We start from the raw sequence: 18,691 nt of genomic DNA on the forward strand, positions 1-18,691 counted from the left end.
AGAGCTTAGCACAAGATTCCATTCTATTCCATGTTTGAAGTGTTTTGAGGAAAGGTCAGTTCTTCTCCGTCTAAAGGCGCCAGCACGCGGTTTTCGATATTCAGTTTTTTACGGATGTCATACACCTGCTGTCGGCTGGTGGGGCAGTGATCCAAGGCCTCCAGGTGATTGACCAGGATGGTTCCGCCAAAAAGTTCCGAGACGGGGCCGATGTCTTGTTCGCTCATGATGATTTCGCCACCAATATCAAATTGGGCACCGCCGCCGGGCATGATCACGATGTCAGGCTGATGGGTTTTAAGGGCTTCCTTCACCGGGGGGCTCAGGGTTGAATCACCCACCACATAGACTGTGGGTTGGTTGGGAAACTTCAGTATGTATCCGTATCCATGGGCCATCATAGCTCCCACCAGGCCCCGACCATGCAGGCACGGAATCAACGTGATGGTGCCTTGGAGGAAAGGGTTGTCAGTATTTTTTTTCAGACTGGTGGCGGGAAGGCGGTATTTATCCAAATAGGATGTGTCGTCTTCCGAACATAAAATTGGAATTGAGTTTCTGCGAATCCAGCGGGCACCGGCACGGTCCAGATGATCGAAGTGGCCTTTTTGGCAGTGAGTGATCAGAACATGAGTCACTGTTTCCAACACTTCATCCGTTCCTGCGGGCAATTCCACCAAGGGATTTCTGCGACGGTTCATTGTCAGATACTTTAAGCTGGGAATGCTGCCTTGGCGAGCCAGCATCGGGTCGACCAGAATTTTTGCAAACCCATAGTCCAATAAAACAGTGGCGTTGCGGATTTGACGGATCTTCATGTGATCTCCTTGGTATGGATCTATTGTGCAGCACAGGCCTGTCTGGTAATATGTCCTAAATGGACATTAATATGTCTTTTTAGGACTTTTCCTGAAACAGGGTGTTTATGCTTAAAGTGGGGCTTTTCATTTATCCGTCGTGCATGCCAGCAGGGCTGTTTACAGGGTTGGACTTTTTGAAAGCAGCCAATACCGTGACCGGGAAAAATCTGTTTGAAGCAAAGCTTGTGGGTTTATCCAGCAGCGCCGTGACCTGTGCGCATGGAGTGAAAATTACTCCTGAATCTGCCATTCGTGATTTTGATTATGACGTTCTTATCATTCCGGGATTTTGGGCTTGGTCCGTTGAAAGTGTTCGTCGGGGAGTCGCCGCTAATAAAAATCTGCAGGAATTTTTAGACCGTGTCCCAAAAAAGAAGTCTTTGTACAGCTACTGCACTGGAAGTGTCTTTCATGCCTCTACCCAGCGACTGTCGAAAAAAAGTGCCACGGCCAGCTGGTGGCTGGCGCAGGAACTGGTAGGAGCTTTTCCAAAAGTGCAGTGGCAGTTTAATCAAATTTCCGCCGGGGATGTGAGCGACATGACTGCCGCAGGGGCCAATGGATTTTATCCGCTGTATTCCCATCTCGTGTCTCAGACTGTTGGAAGCAAGGCCTTTGCTGAAATTCAGAAGTACCTGATGACACCGGTTCAGTTCAATGCCAACAATCCATTTTATGAACTGGAAAGTCTGACAGGCCGGGAGCGCTTGGATCAAATCCGTCGTTTTGTGGAAAAGACGGCGGTTCGGGACATTCGCCTGTCGGCCGTTGCAGAAAGCCTGGGAATATCGACCAAGACTCTTTCCCGAAAGTTGCGCGAAGATGTGAACTGGACTCCGGCGCGGTTTTTCAGAATGATCAAACTTAAGCAGGCTGGGGCGCTTCTGACCTCCACTGAAAAATCAGTGAAGGAAATCTGTGACAAACTGGGATTTGATGATGAGGCACAGTTCAGAAAGGCCTTCAAGCGCTGCGTGGGGCTTACTCCTGGTGAATACAAGCGAAAGTTCCAGATCAGACGTGTTTAATTAATAGAGCCACTTGTGGATGTAGGCCGGCGTGCTCCAGATGATAACCGAGCTGAAGTAATTGATTGTTGGCTCGGCCATACCAAAGATCCCGCCGTTGATGCCGGCACAACGGTACGAACCATCCATCAGCTGCCCGCAAACGGTACTGTTGGCGATGTATATTTTCGAATACGCCCGGCCGGAATCATAAATCAACGGAGTCGGGTAGACCGTCGAGGAACCGCTTTCATTCGGTATCGACAGCAGACCTCCGCCACCCCAGCATTTTGCGACGCCGTCCGTGCGGATACCACAAGCCAGATTGTTGCTGATTGAGATGTCTGAATAGTCCGTCGCACTGTCAATTGCCTTTGGTACATTCGAGCTGGATGTGCCATCGCCCAGAGCTCCCGAACCCCAGCATTTCAACTTGTTCCCGGTTGTGATGGCGCAGGCTCTAACTTCCTCGATGCTGATTGCTTTGTACGTTTCGGTACCGTCAATGCGGGTGGGAGTGAGGTAGGTCGTGGTGTTGCCTGTACCCAACTGACCAACAGCATTGGTTCCCCAGCACTTCAAGTGATAGTCCGAGGTGATGCCGCAACCATAGTTAAAGCCCAGAGCCACATGGCGATAGTACACTCCGGCGTCAATGGTTTTGAATTCGGAAATATTTGTCGTGGTTCCGTCACCCAGTTTTCCCGTGGTGTTGGATCCTGTACAGCGCAGGACGCCGTTGGTGGTGATCGCACAAGTGGCAGAGCCACGCATGACCGCAGATGTATATGAATTGAATTTGTCGGCCACTTGTGGGGTGGAGGCGCTGCCGCCGACGGCCGCCGCAGTACCGATGGCTCCGTTGGTATTGGTGCCCCAGCATTTCAAAGTGCCCAAGGTCGTGATGGCGCAGTTGTTCATTTGATCGTGCTGATAAGGTAATGCAGAGTAGTTGGATGTCGGATCCATCATCACAGGGCCGGATCTTCTGGTCACATAGGTACCATCACCGAATGAGCCTCCAGCGGATCCCCAGCAATACAGTTTGCCTGTGCTGATCCCGCAAGTCTGGGCATAGCCTTCGGTATTGAGATAAGAGAACCCTAAAGAAGAGAAGTTATAAGACCCAAGGTCATTTGAGATTCTTGTGTATCCCGCATAGTAGTTGCCGTATCCAAAACCAGCGGTCGCAAAGCCACGCACGTCATTTTTCAACTGACCCCAGCATTTCACGGCACCTTGCAAAGTGACCCCGCAGGTTTTTTCACCCACCGTAATAACTTTTGAATAAGCCTGACCAGCGTCAGCGGTGATTGGAGCACTGCTGTTGGTTCTGGTTCCATCTCCAAGTTGTCCTTTGTCGTTAACACCCCAGCACTGCAAAACATTGCCATCGGTGATTGCGCACGTGGTGCCTTTCGGGGTCACGGCTGTCGTATCATCATTTGTCCAAACCCAGATATAAGAAGTGGAACTGTTGATGTCCACCGGAGCCGATTTTGTCGCGGTCGTGCCGTCACCGACTTGTCCGTTGGTATTGGTGCCCCAGCAGCGCAGTCCACCGTTGTCTTTGATGGCGCAGGAGTGATGAGAACCCATGGAAACAAATTTATAGTCGGTGGTGGCATCAATGGCTGTTGGAATACCTTTGGTGACATTCGTGGTGTCCCCCAAAGCCCAAGAGGTGCCTTTACCCCAGCAATAAAGTTTTTTTCCTTCCGTGATGCCGCAGGTTCCACTGGCATTGGCAGTCACGAACTTGTAATCAGTTGTTGCGTCAACAACGGCCGGAACCTGTTGCGTGGTCGCGTAACCTGTTTGACTGTAATCACTGCGGCCCCAGCATTTGATTTTTTTATCCGTCGTCAGGCCACAGGTGTGATTTTCACCGGCACTGATGGACTGGTAGGTGGTAGAGGTGTCAATCGCCACTGGCGAATAAGCCGTCGTGGTGCTGTTGTTACCCACTTGGTAATAGGTATTTTGCCCCCAGCAATAGACGTAGCCATCGGTGGTCAATGCGCAGGTGTGGTTGCGCCCGGTGGTCACCGTCGCCCAATTGGTGCCGGCGACTTGTCCTGCGGTGTCCAGATAGGTAGGCGCACTCGGGCCAAGACCCAATCTTCCGGTGGCGATATTGTGCCCCCAGCAGCGCAGGCTGTTGTCACTAAGAACAACGCATCCGTGAGCAAAGTTTATTGCCAGGGAAAGGGCTGTGAGGTTTTTTTCCGCATCGGCAATAAAATACTGTGCCTGATATTTGGCGTCCATCCACACCGCCGGGGAGTTGGTGTGGGTCATGTGAACATTCATCAGACGTTCACCAGTGACCGCCGGATTGGCGGTGAAGGTGACAGGGACTGACACCGATGTCGAGCCCGCCGGGATCGTGAACGAGCCTGATGTCAAGCTGCGCTCAGAGGACGTGGCATCGCCGGTCACACGATAGTAACCAATGACATCAAAGGTTTTGGATCCGGAAAGAGTGAAGGTGATGTTTTTGGTTTCGCCTTCTTGAACTCGATTCACCAAAGGCGAGGTGATCGCCAACGTCACGACCGAGTCTTTGATCCACGAAGTTTCGGTGGCCACGGCCACATCCTGGAAGTTATTGAAGGTGTCCCCACCGATCACACATAGTGTAACCGGACCATTGGGCAAGGCCGAAACGTTATAAGCGATAGGGGCGGCAACTGCCGCTGCGGCGAAATAGCTGGCGGCCGCGCAAGTCCCTGAAGTGATGACGGCATACTTATATTGAGTGATGTTTGTTCCGGCGACAGTCACATTCAAGGTTGCGGTTGTCGAAACTCCGGTCGGGAAGCCGCTGATAGTGGACTTCAGAGCATCACGTGTCCAAGATGCGGAAGTCGAACTCATCGCGCCGTTTTCGTGATCATCAAAGCCCAGAACACAAAGGGTGTAATTGCCAACTTCTGGCAAAGCGTCCGTGATTGGGGTTGAAAGTGGATAGCTGGCGCCGGTGTATCCGCTAAGACAGTTGCCTGCTCCGCCCGGCGGGATAATGAAGTAACGATAGCTTGCCGCAGTTCCATTGACAGTCACATTCAAAGTCGGGCTGCCATTGGTCCCAGCCGGGGCTCCGGAAAGTGTCACGGCAGCAGGTGGCGTTTTATCATAGTAATAGTAGGAACTGGCTGTGACCACATTGCCATTGGCACGGGTCAGTGACAGCGTGAAGGTGTAAGGAGTCGCCGCGGTCTCTGGCAGTGAGAAGATATTATAATTCATCGTAAAGTAGCCGTCTTTACAATAGGTCGCGCCAGTGCCAGCCGCAGGTTGGCCGTCCACGGTGCCGTAAATCAGAACGCCGGATTCAGAACAGGTTCCGGTGATGGGGAACGAGGCCGCATTGTACATATTGACATAGCTTCCCGCTGGAGGACCGGTGATCGTCAATGTCGGCATCATGTTGTCGTGAATAATAAAATCCGAAAGGCACGACGATTCATTCTGAGCGGTATCACGAGTTTTAATATAAATCGTATTGGTGGTGTTGGCGGTCGCGAGGGTCCATGCTTTCGGGAAGGCCACGGTTTCCCAAGTCCCGCCGGTCAAACACAGGGCATTGTTGGTGATGTACATTTCCGTGCCCGTGGTCGTCGCCGTCAGGTTCACATTCAGGTTGGCGGTCAGTGCATCTCCGCTGTTGATGGCAACGGCTGACAACGTCGGCGCCACCGTGTCTTTCGTGAAAGAGGCGGTGACCTGAGGGGCATTGATACCCGTGGCACGTGAATGATTGACCGTAAAGCTAATGGAACCATCCGCCGGAGAAGTCACGTTGAAGGTGGCAGTCCAGGCACCCGAGGTGCAAGTCGGTGTCTGCGCCGCAACACCTGTTGGTTGCACCGTCACGACTTTGCCGTTTTCAGAGCAGGCTCCGGAAACCGTGAACGAGGCTTTGTTGGCATTGTTAATGTAAGTTCCCGCTGATGGCGACGCCAGGGACACTGTCGGAGCGGTGGATGAATGAGTGATGGTGTCTGACAAACATGCCGTCAGGTTGCCCGCAGCATCACGGTATCTTGCATAGACCGTGTTCACGGCATCGGCGGTGGATAAGGTCCAGACTTTAAATGCAGCATAGGCCTCCCAAACACCATCGCTGGAACAGCCTGCGGTGTTGGTGATGTACATCTGGGCAGCCCCTGCGATCGAACTGTTGATGGTGGCGCTCAGACTTAGAGTGTCTGTGGCGCCATTGTTGATGCTGAAAGTTCCAGTCGGTGCCACGGTGTCTTTGGTGTAGCTGGGGGAATTGGCCGACGCCGAATTACCCAGACTGTCAGTCAGTGTTGCCGTCAGGGTGAACGCACCTTGAGCAATGGTGGAAAGATCCAGAATAGCTGTATAAGAAGTGCCAAGGCATGTGCCTGTGCCTGTCCAACCGCCGGGGCCGGTAAAGGTGATGGAGCGGTTGTTCTTGTTACAAGTTCCACCGACCGTGAAGCTTGTCACGTTTGAACTGTTCACATAGGTGGCAGTGGCCGGAGTGTCGAAGGTGATTGCTGGTGGGGTGGCAAGTCCCGAATCATGCACAATCGAGTCAGTAACACAGACGGATTCATTGCCTGTGGCATCGCGGAACTTGGCATAAACCACGTTTGTGACGTCACTTGCCGCCAGTGTCCAGTTTTCAGTGGTGGCATAAGTCTGCCATGAACCACCAGCTGAACAACCTGCCGAGTTGGAGATGTACATTTCTGTGGCGTTGGTGGCGGCAATATTCAGGGTCACTGCTAAATATCCCGTGCTCGCATCATCGTTGTTGATGGTGAAGGATGTCACTGTCGGTGGCACCACACTGCGAGGGACGTTGACCGTATCAGATCTGCTATTGAGGACTTTATCCGAATGAGTGGCCGTGATCGTGACAGGCGAGCCCGTCAAACCACTGACATCCAAAGTTTTAGTGAAAGTACCGGATGAACAATCCGCCGAAGTATTGACGGTCCCGATGGCAAGGCTGACGGATTTACCGAACTCAGAACAAATTCCTGACACCGTATAGTTTGTCTGATTCGCCAGGTTGATACCTGGAGAGCTTGTAATATCAATCAGCGGTGGATCGATATCCTTTTCGATCACATAGTAAAATTCCTTGGCGGCAGCACCCGGAGCAGTCACCTTGAAAATCAGGTTTCCATTATAGATGTTTGTCAGACCGCTTAAATCCAGATTCTGCGCCCAGGTTTTGTTTGCACACGTAAATGAGGCAATGGCCGGAACAGTCAGGGTGGAAACTTCAATTGAAGAGCCGTTCACACAGTTTCCATAGAAAGGAACGGCGGTGTAATTGTTTTCATTGATCAGACCGTTGGTGGCGGTGTTGATGGAAAAGGCCGCCATATAGGTGATCGGTTCAGAACAGTTTGAAACAATGACTTTACCGGCGCTATCCAGTGAAAAGATGCGGAAGGTGTATTGAACACTGTCTTCTTTGGCAAAGCCGGCAGTGGCAGTGGTGTCCGTGTTGCTCAGCTGGATGCGGGGAAGGATCGGGGTGTCGCAGGTCGGGCCTTTGAAGAACAAAACTTCCTGCTGCACGAACTGAGCGTCTGCGGACGGGACCCACTTGGCTGTCAGATCGCCATTGTCCGTTAAGGCGTCTTCATCCCATAAAAGTGAACTTGCACCGGTGGCGGAAGTTAAATCAAAAAGACTCGTATCCAAGGTACAGGCTGACAAAATGAAACAAGCGGCTGCTAAAAGCAGTGACTTTCGAATAAATCGAAGTGCGAGGGTGGCTATCACGTTCCGTTGTTCCATACTATATTTATCGGGAACGGCTCACATTTTCAACAGCTGGGTTCGGCAATCCTGACATGCAAAGTGTTACGCTCAGAAGGATTGCCGGCGGAACGTCTCGGGATGAGACTCTAGGGGGCGAAGCCCCCTAGGAAAGAAGTCGTAGAAGCTTGCTGCGAATGTGGTTGGCGCGCTTCTGGTCGGTGGTCAGGTTCGCGGCCTTTTCATACATCTGTTTGGCTTTGTCTGTTTTGGATTCCATGGAATAAGCGTCGGCCAGGTGTTCAGCAATGATGCTGGCCGAGGCCTGATACTGGTGGGCTTTCTCCAGAACTTGAATGGATTCAGTGAAGCGTTTTTGTTTGAACAAGACCCATCCCAAAGTATCCAGAACGTATCCGTCCTTGGGATCAAGTTCCAAGGCACGTCTTGCCAGTCTTTCAGCTTCAGGCAAATGCTGGTTCAGTTCAGCCAAAGAAAATGCCAGATAGCTTAAGCTCTGCACATGATTGGGTTCGATTTCCAGAACCTTTTTCATTTGGGCGATCATGTTTTCTTTCTTGCCCAGACGATCCAGAATCAAAGCGTGTTGGAACAGCAGCTCGACATTCTTTGAATATTTGAACAAGCCTTGTTCCAGCACCTGAGCCGCGCCCAGGTAATCCGCCTTGGCATCCAGCAGGGAAGCGTACATGGTATATACCTGCGGTTTGTCGGCATTGGTTTGCAGGCCCTTTTTGGTGACGACCAGGGCCTGGTTTAATTTTCCCTGACCTTTCAGCAAATGGGCTGCGTGCACGATCGCTTCGCTGAAGTGTTTGCTGGAATGCGGGACTTGCATATAGTTGCGGATCGCATTTTCCATGTCGCCGGTTTCTTCCTGAACTGCGGCAAGATAATAGCGGGCCGAATCCGCCGTCGGGTACTGGCTGACGATGTCTTTAAGTTTTGCTCCGGCCTGATTGAAGCGTTTTTGTTCGATCAACAGCAGGGCCATTTTCATCTGCACATCCAAAGAGGACTCGGAATTGCCGGTGATCATTTCCAGCTGCGCATAGGCTTTTTCTGAATAGCCGTCTTCCAGATAGATTTGTGCGATCAGGTCGGCCACTTTCGGGCTGAAGCTTTCTTGTTTTTGGTATTCAAGACACAAAGCCATAGCTTTGGCGCGGTTGTTTTGTTGCAGGTAAAGATTTGCCAGCGAAATCAACGCGTCTTCAAAGCCCGGCTTGATGGCCAGCGCTTTCTTGAACGCGGCTTCTGCTGACTTTTGGTGGGTGGCGCCTTCCTGATCCAAATGGGTCAGGCCGATATAATAGTGCACCTCGTGCGGGGTTTCATAGCTGGCATTCTTTAGCAGCGAGTTGAAATACTGCTCTGCTTTCTTGAATTCTTTTTTATCTGCATACAAAGAACCGATGTAAATCGGAGCTTCGCTGTTTTTGGGCTGCAGACGCAAAACATCCTGATACTGAGCGATGGCTTTATCATAGGATTTTTCAGCAGAGTACAGTCCGCCCAATACCAAAAGGGACTCGACATTTTTCGGATCGTTGGCGACAGCCTGTTCGGCTTTTTGAATCGCCTCTTTCACCTTGCCGACTTTCAGATATTCAGCAGACAGACGCATCTGCACCGCGGGGGATTTTGGATCCAAGGCGGCGACCTTTTCAAAAAGGGCCACGGCCTGCTCGGACTTTCCTTCGCGACTTAAAACATCACCCATAATGAAGCTGTAGTCAGCCTCAGCACGTGCACTGACGGAATCCGACTTTGCAGAGGGAATCTCTTGTATTTGATTTTCAGTGACGGTGGTTTTTTTTGCAGGCGTGCTTGCGCAGGCTGTAAGTGTGAGCAGAAGAGCGGCACTGGCAGTCGTTTTGAAGGATGGGCGCATCAGTTCTCCTTGTCAGAGTACAGTGTAAAGAACTTTGCTGATTTATAATAAATTTGTTGAAGATCGAGCCTAAGACTGGCCCTAGATGCGGCTTACACGATATCCGGGGGACGCGGATACTAGTAATGTTCACTTGTTGCTGGACTGACCCTTGCAATCTAAGTCTGCGAATAAGGTTTTCTACCTAAAAGACAAGCTATTGCTATAGGGAGTGGAATATGAAGGCACTATGGGTCGCAATTTGTTTACTGTCTGTTCCTTTGACATCCCTGGCAGAAGAGCATCTGGCACTAACCCGCGTGCTTAGAGGCAGCCTGGAGCTGCTAAATCAAGATGGCCGTGCGATCGAGATCAAGGATGGCACTATCAAGCTTGAAATCAGCAAGCCTTCCAAGCTGTCTTCGCCTGTTCGCTGGATGAAAAACGAGCGGGTGGTTCGAATTCAGGATCAGGGAAATGTCTTTGAATTTAGAATTCCTAAAAGCTCGATTGAATCCGACGGGCAGTTCCTGGTTAGCAGCAAAGCGGCCGAACAAAGAGCCAACCTCAGTTCAGTTGTGCAAAAGTCGGAAGTGAATTCCGAACGATTGGAAGTCGTGAAGGGCTGCAGCTACTTTGTTCTGGTGCCGACTCCAGTGACCCATGTGGATGGCAATGGCAATATCTCAACCACCATCGAGATGCAGCAGCAGACTTATTCAGGACGGCAGGAGGTTCTTGTTCATGCGATGACCTGGACTGAACAGGTCGTCATGCAGATTTATAACGACGAAGGCGCGGTCGAAATCAAGTCCGAGCCCGCGGCAAGAAATGAAGAAGTGGTTGTTCGCGAACTGTCGGATTGCCGATAGCAGAGGAGCTTATGAGACAGCTTGGCAAGTTCCTGATTATCATAGCGCTAGGCCTCATTTTGGGTGCAGAATCTTTTGCCGCTTCGGCCGAGGCTTTGCTTGCGCGGGATTTGAGAAATGCCAAGGTGACGTTTGGTCATGAACAGCGGCTTTATCATTACTTCGATATCTATCAGGAAGGCACACCTGCCGCCCAAGCCTTGATGGCGACGCCTCAAGGGCGAAAGCAGGTTTTAAACACGCGCATTTCCTACGCCACTTCTAAATTTTGGTCCAAAGCTTCCGGCAGCAAAGGGTTGTTTGCCGGGGAAGGTCTTTATCTGGCCATCGACCCGAATATTTCTGAAAGCTACGGCAAGATGATGATCGAATTCACGGTGAAGCCTGATTCGTACTATATCAGCCTGGCCCGTGGTCTTTACCTGAGTGAAGACACCGTTAAAGCTATTTATCAGGAAGGCCATCTGGTGGCAGACGCGGCTAATGGCATTCCTGATTCCATGCGAATTTCTGAGATGACCTTGGCGATGATTCTTCAGCCTGAAAATGCGCGCTTCCGATTGCTTCTGCAGAAGGCACTGAAAAATGAAAACATCATGATGGCCGAATATGTATGGCGTTCGGACTTGGATGTGGTCTGTGGGGAAGAGTCCTTGCAAACCGCTTTTGTATATATTGGGACCGACCCGACACTGCCGGAATTCAGTGCCGTTGAAATGGCCGACGTAAAGCAGGCTTATGCTGGGATTGCGATGACGGCCAAAGAAAAGCGCGCCTCTTTGGACGCGCAAAAATTAAAGACCTTGATTCAAGTCAACCAGCAGGCATCTTCAGCCAACGAGATGGTTGAAAATGCCTTGGCGATCTATAAATCCGAAAACGAGTTTAAGAACGCTGTGGGCCGCCTGCACGGTTGCCAAGCAGAACAAAAACAATGATCCCGACCAGGGCAATCATGACTCCGGCGGTGACCAGCACATTCTGATGGGCTGAAGAAAACGCGGTCTTGGCTGCCGCTAGGATGGCTTCGGTTGTGCTTGGGTCAAACTGTTTTGCCGCGATCATGGTGTCACCGATAGTGAGCGTCGCCTGCTTGGGCAAGGTGGCGATAACTTCCGAAGCTTGGGTGATCGCATGACGGTAGCTTGCTGACATCATCAAACCAAAGAATGTAATACCCAGTCCCATACCCAGTTCATAACCGACGGCTTCAATAGATCCAGCCGCTCCGGCCTTCTCGGGTGGGGCTGCATTCATAATAGCAATGGAAGAAGCCGTAAGGCCGATGGCCAAGGACAGCCCCAGAATAAAGAGGGAGCCGACAATGACGGGGCCAATGGAACCAAAGTCTGCGATTGTCAGCGTTAGCAGGCATGCTGCCGATACGAGAAGGCTGACGGTTGCGACAAGTCTTACGCCAAAGGTTCCGACAAGATAGCCGGAAACGGGACCTCCGAGCCCGGTGGCCAGCATCAAGGGAAGCATGACCGAACCTGCCTGAAGGGGCGTTTTATCGAAGACAAACTGAAGCTCTTGCGCAATGGTGAATTCAACCCCCGCCATGGCTCCTGAAACAACCAAAGCCAGCAGCAATCCGACGCGAATTTCCTGTTTCTTAAATAGCTCCAGATCCAGAAGCGGGAACTCGGAAGTCTTTTGTTTTCTAAAGAACACAAACAAGCTGAGTGCGCCGAGGGCCAGTGTTCCTGAAAGCTCCAAAATGCTGATGTCTGCCTTGAATGCTGATTTAACGGCATAGATGCAACTTATCAATCCCACAATCAGCAACAAAGCCTGATCAAAAGCCCACTTGCCGGAAGGTTGAACTGCGGATTTGGGATACACCATCACCCCGAATGGAATGATGATCAAAATCAAAGGAACGTTCATCAGAAAGACATAGCTCCAGGAAAAATGCGTCAGCAGATAGCCGCCGATCAGAGGTCCGATGGCCCCACCAGCCGCGCCCACCGTGGCCCAGGCGCCCAGGGCAAGAGCGCGCTCTTTTTCGTTGTCAAAGGCAATGCGAATGATCGACAGAATGCTGGGCATGATCATCGCGGCACCAAATGCGGTGGCGGCTCTTGCAAAAATAAGGAAATTGGCTGACGAGGCCCATGAAGCAACGAACGAAGCGCTGAGGAAGACCGTCAAGCCAACAAGAATCATCTTTCGTCCACCGACGCGGTCGGCGAGTGTTCCCATGGGGATCAGCAGACCCGACATCATCAAAGCATAGATATCAATAATCCAAAGCACCTGCGTGCCGCTGGCTTGCAGGGATGTGGTCAGTGTCGGGATGGCCACGTGCAGAGTAGTCATATTGATCACGACGGGCAAGCTGGCCAGCAAAGCCGCAAATAGAATAAGCCATTTATTGTGTTTTAGCGTATTTTCCATAACTTTTGACATCATACCTACCGTCCGGTATGTTTGTAAAGGCACATAAAATCCCGGGATAAAAATGAAAACGAAAAGTCAGACCAAAAGAAAAAAAGACCCTGAAAATGTGAGACTGTCTTTGTTGAGGGCGACAGCCAAGCTTGCAAGTGAGCAGGGGGTGCCTGCGATAACTTTAAGTTTGGTTTCAAAAGCCGCCGGTGTGACCAAGGGGGCGTTGTTTCATCATTTTGAAAACAAGCGGGCTTTGATTGTTGCGATGATGGATTTCTTGATCGAGCGCATGGATGAAGACATTGATGCGCTGATCGCAAAAGATGCGAAAGAATATGGAGTATTCACCCGCGCTTATGTGCAGGTGATGCTTGATTTGCACAGTGAGTACGGAAAGGCCTTTTCGTCCTTGCTTTTGTCTGAACCCGAGATTTCGGCTTTAAGCGCGGCTTGGTATGGGAAAAGGATGAAAATGCACGCAAAAACGGATTCAGATCAGCAGTTGGAAATTATCAGATACGCTGCCGATGGCGCCTGGCTTGCGGCGGTGACGAACTATAATCCCAAGATGGACATCGGCAAGATCCGCAAGCGCCTGGTTGAGATGAGCCACGGGAAGAAAGCTTCCCGCAGTTAGTCTATTTGTTTTTGAATCCCAGGATGTCCACGTAAGTGATGCCTTTGGCAACTGAGGACGACGGCGTCGCTCTTTGACCTTTGATCAGAATTTTACCGGAAGTGAAAAGCTCTTTGTACTGGGTGCGGGTGATCTCGCGCAGGTTCAGGTCTTCGTTTTGGTTTTTGATGGCCGTTAACAGAACCCCATCAAGGCGTTTGGCAGACTTAAACAGCTCCAGAACAATGCGGAAGGATTTAGGTGGTTGTGGAGGGATGAAGTCTTGCATAACGTATTTCCTGTTTTTATGAGATGACGGGCGAAAGTCCCATAAAAACAGGGGCATAGGCAAGGGGTTTTGGCCCTTTTGTAGTTTTAACTGTTACTAATAGCCTAACAGGGCGTTGAAGCCTTCACATTGCGCCTCAACCGGGCCAGCAGAGGTTTGAATCGCTAGGTTCAGGGCATCTCCATAAGGGGACTGAGCGCCTTCTTGAGCAAAGGTGCTAACCACCAGTTTCCCGGATTTCCAAGCCTCCAGGCGAACCACGCCGTGAGCGGCACGCAGGTAAAAATCAACTCCATTGGCAGAACCTTTTTCAAGGGTCGCATATTCGCGGTCTGGCTGTTCTTTAGAGGATTTAAACGGGGTATCGCTGGTGGTGAGAGTGCAAACAGCGGCGTGAGCGCTTACGAACGGAGCCAGGGACAGAGCGATCGCAGTCAGGGCACGTTTGAAGGTTTTCAAAGGTTTCTCCAGGGGTTTGGTTGCTAGATGACTTATTGTTTATTCCAGTGAAACGCAAATTAAGTGTTTGAAAGTGGGGCTGCAGGGGAAGGGTTTTGTAAATTTGGGAGGGCAGCCGTCTTTAACGGAAGGGTAGGAGATTTGCTTGGTGGAAGTCCTGTAACAGAAGTTAGCCTTTAATGACTTCTGAAACCGACAAGAGTTGTTGATTAAGCCTGTAGACTTTTTTTCCGGTGATACTTTTTTCATTAAAGATCGCCAGCAGTTGGCTGTTGAAGTCCTGAATCAGTTCTTGTGCCTTCTGGAATTGGTCAGCAGATAAGGCTATGAAAGTTGAATAGAGCTTTCTGTTTTCTGTGGGCCCGCGAACAGCCTCTTGGGCTTGTCTGAGTCCTTCGGCATGGAAGGAGCGGACGTGCTGGTTGTCCGGACTTGAAGGGATTCTAAAAAAATCATTCTCTGTGCGGTAGATGGTGCTGCCGTCCTCTTTGACTTCTCCGATTACAAGTTTTTGCCAAATCAGACACTTTAACGCGTTCTGAATTCGCTCGATAGAGCTGCGAAAGTCCTGAGCCCAACTTTCCAGGTTTGAAGGTGAATCGGCAAAACTCAGATAAGTAAACAGCTGGGGCACTAAAGGATCGCTAAAAAAGGCTGAGATGTCCTGGATCGTTGTTTCCTGCAGATTGCGTGTACAGCGTTTATAGATTTCTCTTAAATAAAGAGTGCGCATTGAATCGGTTGTAGCCAGTTGAAAGTTGACCAAAATGTTCATGTAGGTAAGTTCGTCTTCATTGAGCTGTAGTCCCTTGATCAGGGCTGGAATAACAGAGTGAGTTGGCGGTTTTTCACCCAAGACCAAGTAGCGTAAGTAAGAGCGGCTTCTTATTCCCATTTCTCCGGCCCAGACTTCATAAGAAAAGCCTTCTTCAGTGCTTTTGCGATACTTGTAAAGTGCTTTTAGAAATCCAGGCAGACTATTATAGTCATAAATGTTCGGCTTTACTGCTGTCTTCATATCCACATTGTGACAAGGTCACTGCAAATTGAGACGTCCAGTTTCTTGTTCTCTAAAAAAGAACGTGGCTCCAATGCGGAGCCCGCCGCCCAGAAAGTGCACATCTCTTATCCGTATAAACCTTTTGGCTTTCTTGCGAAGGTGGTCCGCTTGGTGCACTAGGTGTTTATCAAAACAAACAATCGCTGCCAGATCGCGTCCTCTGGATAACGAAGGAGATCCTTGTGAAAAAGTATGTTTTAAGTTCGCTTGTCATTTTGTTTGCTGCATCTGCTTTTGCGGGAGGCGGCACTGTTGGTACTGATGCCGTTGTGGGTTCGGCACAGCGTTTTTATTATGGAGAAGAAGAAATCGCTTTAGATGAGCTCACTCAGGAGCTTCATGCCAATTATAATTTACTGGTCGTCAAATCTGACATGGACAGAGGGGTGTTCCCGGCTGATGTAACGAAATATAGCGATATTGCATTTTTAAAGCTGGGCAATGGCTATAGAATGGTTAGCAAAGACAAAAACAATGGACCGGCGGTCGCTGATCTGGATCCAAAGTATAACTCAATCGTGGGCAAACTTTTTTCAGACCTTCAGCAAGAGGCGAACTTTATAGCTATTGATGGTGCTAGCGAGTATGGACGCGGAGGATCTTCTCTTTTTGCAGCAAACTTGTCTGGTGTAGAGCAAGTGACTTTGGTTTGTCAGAGAGTCGTCTATTCTGATCGCAGCGGTGGAACTTCATGCAAGACGAAAACTTCAGGCATTGATTTTGCCAAAAGAGGAACTGTCGTAATGGTGTCGAGTGCAAGAGGTGGCCCGGGAATCGTTGTTCCAAAAAAATATTTGAAAACTTGGGATAGCGCTTATTGGGACAGAAAGTTTTAGGAAAAACAGGAGGGGCCTAGCGGGACTCGGTCTTCCCAGGTTGGGCTCCTGCCCAACCTTCCAGAGCCGGGGCCGTTCGCTCAGCCGGCCATCGTGGCCGTCTGCCCTGAATCAAATGCTCCTTAGGTCGCATCCGACTCGGGTCGCTCTCTCTCTTCGAGTCCTGCTACCCCGAAGACGTAGCAATGCCCGAAGCGAGTTTCTTAGTGTCTATGTTGTCTGATTTTTTAAAGGAAAAATGGATGGGGTAGCAGGACTCGAACCTGCGAATGACAGAATCAAAATCTGTTGTCTTACCAACTTGACGATACCCCAGCAAGATGCGTTCGAAGGCCCAAATTACGGATATTGCGGCCCAAAATCAAGAAAAGACTTTATGCGTTGAAAGATAACGCGCCATGGGCCTAGAAAAGAACCGGGAACCTTTTAATGAAAAAGCCCGTCAGGGATCTGACGGGCTAAATATTCCAGGGGTTTTGCTTGAAGCCGCCTCCGCTGACTGCCTCCACATTAGGCAGCCAGTTGTGCGTGAGCAGGGAACTCTACCCCGGCCCCATGGCCCTAGGGTGAATCAAGTCGAACCTAGTAATCGTCGTTGCCGTAGTCGCTCCCAGGAGCTTTTTGGCGTTTTAGACTGACCAGGGTTTCGCCCATGGATTTTAATTCTTTTTCGTAGGCCTCAAATATGAGGTCTTCAATCATCGCCCGGGTCTCCTGATTCAGGGGGTGGGCGATATCGCGGAACTGACCGTCTTTGCGTTTTTTGCTGGGCATAGCCACGAACAAACCGCTGGTTCCTTGGATGACCTTCAGATCCCTCACGACAAAACAGTTGTCCAGAGTGATCGAGACGTAGGCCTTCAGCCGGTCCTCATTGACGGGGAAAACTTTCACCTCGGTGACTTTCATACAGTCCCTTTCTTGTTGCCGTTCTTGTTGCAATAACAGTTGCTCATTCTAAAAGCCGTTTGACCGACCTTTTTGTCGCAATCTTGGAGCCAAACTATGGTCCGTATTTCTTCTCGGTGAGCCCAAGAAAAACTAAAGACCTAGGTCGAGGGTTTTTTTATATTTTTCCTGAAATTCCGCGATCTGCCTCAATTTGAGGCAGCTGTTTACTTATATAGCGCCAAAATAAAAAAGCCCATCCGAAGATGGGCTTTGAAGCACTGCTCTTTATTAAAATTTCCGAAGGCCAAACTATTCGATGCTGATGATCTGAATACGGGTGTTGCGGGCAATTCTTAGGGTGTTCTTGCCCTTTTTAAGAGCCTTTAAAACGTCCTTCGCGGTGTCTACCGGCTGTTTATTAACATCCAGGATCACATCGCCCACTTGCAAACCACCCTTCGAGGCGTTCGAGTTTCTTTCAGTCTCGATCACCACGGGTTGTTTCATATCGTCCGGCAGGCCCCATTCTTTGCGAAGCTCTGTGGTTGGATCAATCACCGTGAAGCCCAAACCGAACGGAGCTTTCTGGCCCGCGTAGGTTTTGGTCGCCGCACGAACCGCGCGTTTTTCGTCCAGACGTTCAGAGGTCACCACATTCAAGGTCATTTCCTTGTTGTTGCGGATGATCTTGGTTTTGATCGGTTGACCGATAGGGGCGTCCGCCACAGCATCCATCAGATCCAACGAGGTTCTGATTTTCTTGCCGTTAAACTCGGTCACGATGTCATACATCTTTAAACCGGCTTTCAAAGCCGGGCTGCCCGGGGACACTTGCGTGATCACAGCGCCACGAAGTTCGCCCAGTCCCAGGTACTCGGCCGCTTCCGGATCCAAGTCACCCAAAGCCGTACCCAGGAAACCACGGGCAATGCGGCCCTTGGATTCAAGGATTGGCAAGATGGCTTTGACTTCATCAATCGGAATCGCAAAACCGATCCCTTGCGCTCTTGCATCAATCGCCGAGTTCACGCCGATCACCTGACCTTTGGTGTTCACCAGCGGGCCGCCCGAGTTGCCGGGATTGATGCTGGCATCAGTCTGCAGCAATGGAATTTTATTGATCTCAGTGATGTCGCGGCCTTTGGAGGAAATAATTCCTTTCGTCATCGAGTGGCCGTGACCGAACGGATTCCCGAACGCCGCCACCCATTCACCCACTTCCACGTCTTTGGAAGACCCCAGAACCGCCACTGGCAGTTTGGCTTTTGGAGTGATTTTGATCAACGCGATGTCAGTGCGCTCGTCGCTGCCGACAAGGGTTGCTTCATACACATCAGTGGATTTTTCGCTCAGTTGAACGTTGATGATGTCAGCGCCGGCGATCACGTGATTATTCGTGATGATCAGGCCGTCTTCACGGATGATGAAGCCTGTGCCCAGGCCCATTTGCTGTGGGCGCTGTTGCTGTTGCTGGGGTTGCTGCATGCGGAAGCCATAAAGCTGTTCCAGCATATCCAGCATCGGGTCGCGCATGCGCGGAGAGTTCTTGGGAATTGCCGTGGTGGAGATATTCACGACCGCCGGGTTGATGGCCTTGGCCAGTTCAACAAACAGGTTGCCGGGCAGGGCGGCGTTCAGATTCATCTTCGGCGGATCTTTCGGGAGTTCCTTCGCGCCCGTGGTTTGGGCTTGAGCGGTCATAGCGACAGACAGAATAAGAACCAACAGCGTCTTCATGGACAGTTTCTCCTTACATTGG

General features: G+C 50.6%; 14 protein-coding genes and 1 tRNA gene. 5 read left to right on the forward strand and 10 right to left on the reverse strand.

What is annotated here, in order from left to right; genetic code table 11:
* Window positions 1-23 precede the first annotated feature (23 nt).
* On the reverse strand, window positions 24-818 hold the full coding sequence (locus AC04MQ_RS08395) for an MBL fold metallo-hydrolase (RefSeq protein WP_015091849.1): 795 nt from the start codon (window positions 816-818) through the stop codon (window positions 24-26).
* Window positions 819-994: 176 nt separating this feature from the next.
* On the opposite strand from AC04MQ_RS08395, the gene AC04MQ_RS08400 reads away from it, so the two are divergent.
* Window positions 995-1,888 carry a GlxA family transcriptional regulator gene (locus AC04MQ_RS08400; RefSeq protein ID WP_158320241.1) on the forward strand — a complete coding sequence of 298 codons (894 nt, stop codon included), beginning with the start codon at window positions 995-997 and terminating at the stop codon, window positions 1,886-1,888.
* Here AC04MQ_RS08400 and AC04MQ_RS08405 read toward each other — a convergent pair whose 3' ends face one another.
* Both AC04MQ_RS08405 and AC04MQ_RS08410 read right to left on the reverse strand, forming a co-directional pair.
* Entirely contained in the window at window positions 1,889-7,660 is a 5,772-nt protein-coding gene (locus tag AC04MQ_RS08405; protein ID WP_475391830.1) for an RCC1 domain-containing protein, read from the reverse strand.
* Between the two features lie 127 nt (window positions 7,661-7,787).
* Window positions 7,788-9,536 (reverse strand): tetratricopeptide repeat protein, encoded by a 1,749-nt coding sequence (locus AC04MQ_RS08410; RefSeq protein WP_475391831.1) that lies wholly within the window; start codon window positions 9,534-9,536, stop codon window positions 7,788-7,790.
* Window positions 9,537-9,754: 218 nt separating this feature from the next.
* Between AC04MQ_RS08410 and AC04MQ_RS08415 the strand changes: the two genes are divergently transcribed.
* Together AC04MQ_RS08415 and AC04MQ_RS08420 are read left to right on the forward strand one after the other, a co-directional pair.
* Window positions 9,755-10,387: a hypothetical protein gene (locus AC04MQ_RS08415; RefSeq protein WP_475391832.1), complete on the forward strand. Its 633-nt coding sequence runs from the start codon at window positions 9,755-9,757 to the stop codon at window positions 10,385-10,387.
* Window positions 10,388-10,398: 11 nt separating this feature from the next.
* Window positions 10,399-11,325 (forward strand): hypothetical protein, encoded by a 927-nt coding sequence (locus AC04MQ_RS08420; RefSeq protein WP_041577877.1) that lies wholly within the window; start codon window positions 10,399-10,401, stop codon window positions 11,323-11,325.
* On the opposite strand, the gene AC04MQ_RS08425 is transcribed toward AC04MQ_RS08420, so the two are convergent.
* Window positions 11,273-12,802, reverse strand: a complete 1,530-nt coding sequence (locus AC04MQ_RS08425) for an MFS transporter (protein WP_015091844.1) — start codon at window positions 12,800-12,802, stop codon at window positions 11,273-11,275. The genes AC04MQ_RS08420 and AC04MQ_RS08425 overlap by 53 nt on opposite strands.
* Before the next feature lie 49 nt (window positions 12,803-12,851).
* Between AC04MQ_RS08425 and AC04MQ_RS08430 the strand changes: the two genes are divergently transcribed.
* On the forward strand, window positions 12,852-13,418 hold the full coding sequence (locus tag AC04MQ_RS08430; RefSeq protein WP_015091843.1) for a TetR/AcrR family transcriptional regulator: 567 nt from the start codon (window positions 12,852-12,854) through the stop codon (window positions 13,416-13,418).
* A 1-nt stretch (window position 13,419) separates the two neighbouring features.
* Here the strand turns inward: AC04MQ_RS08430 and AC04MQ_RS08435 are convergent, their stop codons facing one another.
* From AC04MQ_RS08435 to AC04MQ_RS08445, 3 genes are all read right to left on the reverse strand, one after another.
* Window positions 13,420-13,686 (reverse strand): hypothetical protein, encoded by a 267-nt coding sequence (locus AC04MQ_RS08435; protein ID WP_015091842.1) that lies wholly within the window; start codon window positions 13,684-13,686, stop codon window positions 13,420-13,422.
* A 96-nt stretch (window positions 13,687-13,782) separates the two neighbouring features.
* Entirely contained in the window at window positions 13,783-14,145 is a 363-nt protein-coding gene (locus AC04MQ_RS08440; protein ID WP_015091841.1) for a hypothetical protein, read from the reverse strand.
* A 169-nt stretch (window positions 14,146-14,314) separates the two neighbouring features.
* Complete coding sequence (locus AC04MQ_RS08445) at window positions 14,315-15,163, reverse strand: TIGR02147 family protein (RefSeq protein WP_015091840.1); 849 nt, start codon at window positions 15,161-15,163, stop codon at window positions 14,315-14,317.
* Window positions 15,164-15,387: 224 nt separating this feature from the next.
* On the opposite strand from AC04MQ_RS08445, the gene AC04MQ_RS08450 reads away from it, so the two are divergent.
* Complete coding sequence (locus AC04MQ_RS08450; protein WP_015091838.1) at window positions 15,388-16,041, forward strand: hypothetical protein; 654 nt, start codon at window positions 15,388-15,390, stop codon at window positions 16,039-16,041.
* 239 nt (window positions 16,042-16,280) lie between these two features.
* Here AC04MQ_RS08450 and AC04MQ_RS08455 read toward each other — a convergent pair.
* The 3 genes from AC04MQ_RS08455 to AC04MQ_RS08465 all read right to left on the reverse strand — a co-directional run bounded on the left by AC04MQ_RS08455 (window position 16,281) and on the right by AC04MQ_RS08465 (window position 18,669).
* A tRNA-Gln gene (locus AC04MQ_RS08455) sits at window positions 16,281-16,356 on the reverse strand.
* Between the two features lie 267 nt (window positions 16,357-16,623).
* The gene (gene spoVG, locus AC04MQ_RS08460) at window positions 16,624-16,950 is read right to left on the reverse strand and encodes a septation regulator SpoVG (protein ID WP_011165187.1); all 327 of its coding nucleotides are present in this window, start codon (window positions 16,948-16,950) and stop codon (window positions 16,624-16,626) included.
* Window positions 16,951-17,241: 291 nt separating this feature from the next.
* Window positions 17,242-18,669: a trypsin-like peptidase domain-containing protein gene (locus tag AC04MQ_RS08465; RefSeq protein ID WP_015091837.1), complete on the reverse strand. Its 1,428-nt coding sequence runs from the start codon at window positions 18,667-18,669 to the stop codon at window positions 17,242-17,244.
* Window positions 18,670-18,691 lie beyond the last annotated feature (22 nt).

The sequence above is a fragment of the Bdellovibrio sp. MYbb2 genome (assembly GCF_056175685.1).